3 protein-coding genes and 2 tRNA genes are annotated in these 2,948 nt (G+C 44.2%); 1 reads left to right on the top strand and 4 read right to left on the bottom strand.

Translation table 11 applies throughout. The features are described from left to right. Window positions 1-269: 269 nt before the first annotated feature. Together ACZLMD_RS12365 and ACZLMD_RS12370 are read right to left on the bottom strand one after the other, a co-directional pair. Window positions 270-343: transfer RNA gene (locus tag ACZLMD_RS12365), tRNA-Met, on the bottom strand. A gap of 30 nt (window positions 344-373) precedes the next feature. After that, a tRNA-Val gene (locus ACZLMD_RS12370) sits at window positions 374-446 on the bottom strand. A gap of 234 nt (window positions 447-680) precedes the next feature. On the opposite strand from ACZLMD_RS12370, the gene ACZLMD_RS12375 reads away from it, so the two are divergent. Beyond that, window positions 681-1,547, top strand: coding sequence for a VanZ family protein (locus ACZLMD_RS12375; RefSeq protein ID WP_158577107.1), 867 nt, complete (start codon window positions 681-683; stop codon window positions 1,545-1,547). 23 nt (window positions 1,548-1,570) lie between these two features. On the opposite strand, the gene ACZLMD_RS12380 is transcribed toward ACZLMD_RS12375, so the two are convergent. Beyond that, window positions 1,571-2,191: a phosphoribosylanthranilate isomerase gene (locus ACZLMD_RS12380; RefSeq protein ID WP_482521927.1), complete on the bottom strand. Its 621-nt coding sequence runs from the start codon at window positions 2,189-2,191 to the stop codon at window positions 1,571-1,573. A gap of 170 nt (window positions 2,192-2,361) precedes the next feature. Then, window positions 2,362-2,948 (bottom strand): ABC transporter permease (locus ACZLMD_RS12385; protein ID WP_489495864.1); only part of this gene is annotated, 587 nt, incomplete at its 5' end.

Here is a 2,948-nt window from a genome sequence, read left to right on the forward strand (position 1 = left end):
CATCACCCCCGCTTTCACTCATATTTGTTAATCGCCCTGCATTATCCTTTCTTTTATCCCATACTGCATCTTATGAACGACATTTTACCAAACTGATGTCCATACTTGTCTTAATTATTTTCACAAGAAAAAAAAACAGCAGATCAGATCTCACGATCCTTGCTGCTGTGTGATGATTTTGTCTTATAGCTCTCGTTTCTCTTGACGCAATTCCAATAACAAAAAAAGACACCTGTCAAATGACAGATGCCTTTCGGGCAAAAAAATAATAGCGAGAGGGAGATTCGAACTCCCGACACCACGGGTATGAACCGTGTGCTCTAGCCAACTGAGCTATCTCGCCATAAATATGATCGATGAAAGACTCATCGAATGGGACCTACAGGGCTCGAACCTGTGACCCTCTGCTTGTAAGGCAGATGCTCTCCCAGCTGAGCTAAGATCCCATTTGTCTGCGTTGTTCGTTTCACGCGACTTGTATAATATACCAAAATATTTTCTATATGTCAATACCTAATTTTTATTTTTTTCCGGTAATTTTTTCGTCTACTTTACTATAGAACATTCCGGGTAAATCTGCTATGATATTGGAAAAGGTCAGACGACCGCGCAACGAAAGAACGAAGCTGCCCTTCCAGGCAGTATTTTTTCGAATATACATGTTATTGGGGGATATTGTTATGAACAACCGTGCAGTGAATATCAGCAGTCTTGTTATTCTTCTGAGCCTCGTAAGCTTCATCGCCGAGGCATGCCTTTATTATCTGGTCAATTATCATTGGATCAGTATTGTTTTTGCTGTGATCTTTTCAGTTGGATTGTCGCATTTTTGTCTGGAGTCCTCACTCAATTATGGTTACAGCTTTCTTCATGCGGCTTTTATGGTGACGATCACCTTTATCTTTTCCACAGTGATCTATCTGATCCAGCCGAATCAGTGGATCCATTATGACTTTTCCATGGTGGTGCTTGTTCTGGTAAACTGGCTGGTACCGTTTCTTTATTCGAATATCCGCGATATGCTCGACCGCGGACCACGATTTGACGGATTTCATCTGTTCTTCCGTAGAATGAGCATTTTGTTTATTGTGTTTTTCCTGTTTGTGCTGATCAAGCAGTATTTCCTGACTCCGATCACACCACCATATCAGGAGCTGCCGTTTGGCGCACACAATTTTATCCCGATGATGACAACCGCATCCTATATTGAGTTTGCACTGAAGAGCCATGTTTCACTTGCTCCGCTTTTCTGCTATATCGGTGAGATGGTTGCCATCGGCATTCCGATCGGCTTTTTTGTACGCATTTACGGTGCACGCCTTCCATTTGTCCTGCGTCTGCTTATATATGTAGGAATTCCTGTGATCCTGGAGCTTTTACAAGATCTTGCCGGCAGGGGCTGGGGTGACATTGACGATGTTACGATGAGCCTTTTCGGTATTCTGATCGGTGTGATCCTGTTTTATCTGTTGAATGGACTTTCTCAGTCTGTCTCCAACCGTGAGTACATGATGAGCCGCAGCCAGACATCGAATTATTTTTCATAAGCCGTGAAGCATTACAAATGATTTTACAATAATTTATCGGCGTTACGAACAGCCTCCGCGAAAGCTTTGATCTTTTCGGGGGCTTTTCCTTTGCCCTGATCACTCTCCACGCCGGAGCTTACATCTACGCCATAAGGCTGCAGGGAGCGAATGGCATCTCCAACATTTTCCGGATTCAGACCTCCTGCCAGCAGATATGGTTTTCCATCCTCCGAAAGGCTTGGGAGGCTGCTCCAGTCAAAGGTTTCTCCGCTGCCCGGCTTTACCGCATCAAAAACATATCCGGCACATTTTTCTTCCTGTTCAAAGATCTCCCACTCCTGCATATTGTCCACATTAAATGCACGCAGAAACGGAACGTGCAGCGCCTCCACTACCTCTGACAGCACTGTCCCATGTATCTGGATCAGGTCAAATCCGGCTTTCTCAAGCTGTCGGATCTGATCTGTGTCCGGCGACACGACAACCGCCACCGACTTTATCTCATCCGGCAATGCCTGTATGATCTTCTCTGCCTGCGTAACACTGATATTTCGTTTGCTTTTCGGAAAGAAAAGCACCATCCCCGCATAATCCGCCTGCACCTCAGAAACCCATTCCGCCTCCTGACATGTCGTCAGTCCACATATCTTAAACTTTGTCATCGATTTTCTCCTTATATCCTTCCAAATAGCGATCCGCTGCATCAATCAGAATCAAAATCCCCTTTACCCCAACATCAACCATAAATTACTATCTTCTTTTAAAATTACATCAATTAAATAAAGTTTACTGCTATCCGGCACAAAAAGCAAACCGGAATCTCCTCCAACGGCTACTCACGATTCTTAAGCACCTCCGCCGGTGTGATCTTATTCAGCCTGCGCACCAAAAAGAAGTTGATCACCGCATACAGCAGAAGAATGCTCACATACAGACCGATATACAATACCGGTGGAAAATAAAGATTCATTCCGCTGGCAATATTGCTGACCATCAACGGGTAAAGACTGTCCATCACAATCTTTGACAGAGGAATGCAGATCAGCGCACCTACTGCCACAATGCCGAAATTGCTGTTAAGATACAGCTTGCGGATCTCTCCGGTACGATAACCAAATATCTTGATCAGAGAAATGCCAAAGCCGGAGCGGTCGATCATCACCTTCATCATCAAATACATAACCACACAAAAGATCAACGCTGACATGGTTGTAAGCATATATACCATCGACATCATCATATCGACAAAGATACCTGCGGTTTCCTCCACCTCTTTCTTACTCAGTGTGCCGTAAAGTCTTCCTGCCGGTATATTTAACTTATGATCGGCAAATACAACGTTATAATAATCGTCATCCTCTCCAAACAGATCTCGCATACTGTCAATGTCCATAAAAACGTACAGTCCCGGCGAATACT

This window comes from Jutongia sp. (assembly GCF_057878315.1).